Below are 3,489 nucleotides of genomic sequence, written 5' to 3'. Positions count from 1 at the left end.
GAAGTCGTTAGCGGCGGCCTGAACATCAAGCCCGGACTGGGCGATACCACTACAGCGCACTTCCCGATCTCCCACCGCTGGTCCTACCCCGATGCCGCCTCACCCACCGCCTGGGTGCCCATCCATCTGCTCGGCGCCCCGGTGGCCCTGGATGCCAAGACCGCGGGGGTTACCGCCCGGGCACCACAGTCGATGGTGCAGGACTACCTCAATCGGGAAGACCGGACGCTGTGGGCGATCCTGTCCAACGGCCGCCAGCTGCGGCTGCTGCGCGATGCCTCGGCGCTGTCCCGCCAGTCCTACGTCGAGTTCGACCTCGACGAGATCTTCGCCAACCAGCTCTACGCCGACTTCCGGTTGCTGTTCCTCACCGCGCACGTCACGCGCGTCACCCCCCGGCTCACCGACGCGGCCGCCAAACAAGCTGCTGCTGCCGCCGACAGCGATGAGGAGGAAGACGCCGAGGCTGAATTGCCCGAAGCCCGGCTGGACAACTGCTGGCTGGAACGCTGGCGGTTGCAGGCCATCGACGTCGGCTCCCGCGCCAGGCTCAACCTGCAAAACGGCATCGCGGTCGCCATGGAACAGCTCGGCAACGGTTTTCTGGCCTGCCCGGACAACTCCCACCTGCGCGATGCGCTGGCTGGCGCCCCTGACGCCCACCATGACCTGCACCGTGCCCTGCTACGCATCGCCTACCGACTCGTCGTGCTGTTCGTCGCCGAAGACCGAGAGCTGCTGCACACCGACAGCGCCAAACCCGCAGCCCGGCAACGCTACTGCACCTACTTCTCCACCGCCCGGCTGCGCCAACTCGCCACCACCCACGCCGGCGGGCGCCACACCGACCTGTGGGACGCCCACCAGATCGTTACCGACGCCCTAGCCGGCCACGGCCTGCCCGCCCTCGGCCTCAGCGGCCTGGGCGCCGGCCTTTACGCGCGGGACTTCCTCGGCATCCTCAACGGCGCCCGACTGCCCAACTACGCATTCCTCGCCGCCGTCAAGGCGCTGTCCCAGATCAACGACCCACAGACCGGCACCCCCCGCAACGTCGACTACCGCAACCTCGACAGCGAAGAGTTCGGCGGCATGTACGAAGGGCTGCTGGCCTACACCCCCCGCTACGACCCCACCGACCACACCTTCAGCCTCACCGTCGCCGCCGGAAACGAACGCAAGAAGTCCGGCTCCTACTACACCCCCACCGAACTCATCGACGTGGTGCTCACCGAAACCCTCGACCCGCTGATCGCCGAGGCGCGGAAGCAGCCCGATCCGGAACAAGCGTTGCTGGGGCTCACCGTCGTCGATCCTGCTTGTGGCAGTGGACATTTCGTGGTCGGTGCAGCCCGGCGCATCGCCAACGCGCTGGCCGAGGCCCGCACCGGCGAGACCGAACCCAGCCCCGCCGCCGTCCGCGCAGCCACCGCCGACGTCATCGAGCGCTGCCTTTACGGTGTCGACGTCAACGACCTGGCCATCGAGATCACCAAAGTCGCCCTGTGGCTGGAAGCCTTCGACGCCAACCGGCCGCTGCCGTTCCTCGACGCACACTTCCGCGTCGGCAACACCCTGCTCGGCGCCACCCCGGCCCTGCTGAAGAACAACAACCCCGACACCGCTTTCGTCGTCCTCGGCGACGATGACAAGACCTGGACCACCAAACTCAAGGCCCGCAACAAAGCTGAGCGTGAAGCCGACTCCGACCAACTCAGCTTCGAATACGGTTCGGAGACACTCAACGTCGACACGGGCCAATTCCACAAGGCCGCCCAAGAGGCCGACACCGGCACCATCGCCGACCTCGCCCAACTACGGGCCCGCGCCGACGCCTGGCGCAAGCTCGAGCACGACCATGACCTCAAAGCTGCCAAGCACGTGGCTGACGCCTGGTGCGCCGCCTTCGTTCAACCCAAAACCGGCGCACACAGTTCCGGCCACGGCATCACCCACGCCACTCTGCGCGCCTTCTCCGAGGGGCAGAACGTGCCGGCGAGTATCACCAAACAGATTGACGGACTGGCCCGCCAATACCGGTTCTTCCACTGGCACTTGGAGTTTCCCGGCATCTTCGCGGTCGGCGACGGCGGAGAGGATCCGGTCACCGGGTGGAGCGGCGGCTTCTCCTGCGTCATCGGCAACCCACCCTGGGAACGCGTCAAGATCCAAGACAAGGAGTTCTTCGGCAACCTCGGCCGCACCGATATCGAGAACGCCGCCACCGCCGCCATCCGCAAGAACATGATCGAGGAACTGGCCGACACCGACCAGCACCTGTACCGCGCCTACCGGGATGCGCTACGGCAGTCCGACGCCACTGCCCATCTACTACTAAAAAGCGGACGCTATCCGCTCACCGGACAGGGTGACGTCAACACCTACAGCGTCTTCGCCGAAACCATGCGCACCGTCGTTGGACCGCAGGGCGCCGCCGGAATCCTCACTCCCACCGGACTGGCTACCGATAAGACAACCGCGCCGTTCTTCTCGGACACCCTAAGTGCGAAGCGCCTTTTCGCCTTCTACGACTTCCAGAACGAGGAAAAACTCTTCCGAGACATCGATCACAAAGTGCGGTTTGCGCTAACCATCATGACAGGTGCACAGAGAGTTGTTAAGCGGACCCGGTTCGCCTTCCTTACCCGCTACATCGCCGATCTTGCTTCTCGGCACTTCGAACTGGCGCCGAACGAAGTCTTAGAAATGAATCCCAACACGGGCACCCTGCCGATGTTCAGGGCTCGCATTGATGCCGACATCACCCTCGGCATCTACAACCGCCATCCGATTCTTATCCGCGATGATGACCCCGATGGGAACCCGTGGGGACTGTCATTCTTGCGAATGTTTGACATGGCCAACGACTCCCGGCTCTTCCGCCAGCCGGAGCATCTTACGAAGCTCCATTTCAATGGCTGGTCATACCAGCACGGCCACAAGGAGTACGTGCCGCTGTATGAAGCGAAAATGCTGAGCCACTTCGACCATCGCTTCGCAACCTATCGGGCTGCGACGCAAGCCCAGCTAAATGTCGGTGCGCTTCCACGACTCGCTGACGCGGACCACAACGATCCGCACTTAGAGCCCTTGGCGCGGTATTGGGTAGATCGCGCAGAGGTCTTGGCGAGGTTCCAAGACCGGTGGGACCGGGACTGGCTTCTAGGTTGGCGACGGATCACAAAGGCGGAGCAGATGCGGACATACATTCCTTCAGTGATGCCGTTATCAGCCGTGGGAGATAGCTTCTTCCTCGCCTTTCTCACTGAGCCGAGTCTCGGTCCCCTGCTTCATTGTGTCTGGTCGAGTTTGGCGTTCGATTATGTAGCAAGGCAGAAGCTGAGCGGATTGAACATGAATTACTTTGTGGTGAAACAGATCGCATGTCCAACTCCCGCAACTTTCAGCTTTCCCACATCTTGGAACTGTAAATGCAGTCTTGCCAAATGGATTGAGCCATACGTGTTAGAACTTTCCTACACTTCGTGG

General features: G+C 63.0%; 1 protein-coding gene. It reads left to right on the top strand.

The genetic code is table 11. The features are described 5' to 3' along the window. A partial coding sequence (locus tag AC2VOU_RS16980; protein ID WP_486958419.1) for an Eco57I restriction-modification methylase domain-containing protein occupies nt 1-3,489 on the top strand: 3,489 nt, incomplete at both ends.

The organism is Mycobacterium sp. TH-M25 (assembly GCF_057473665.1).
Note: the sequence above shows the minus strand (reverse complement) of the source record. Positions and strands in the feature narration are given on the sequence as shown.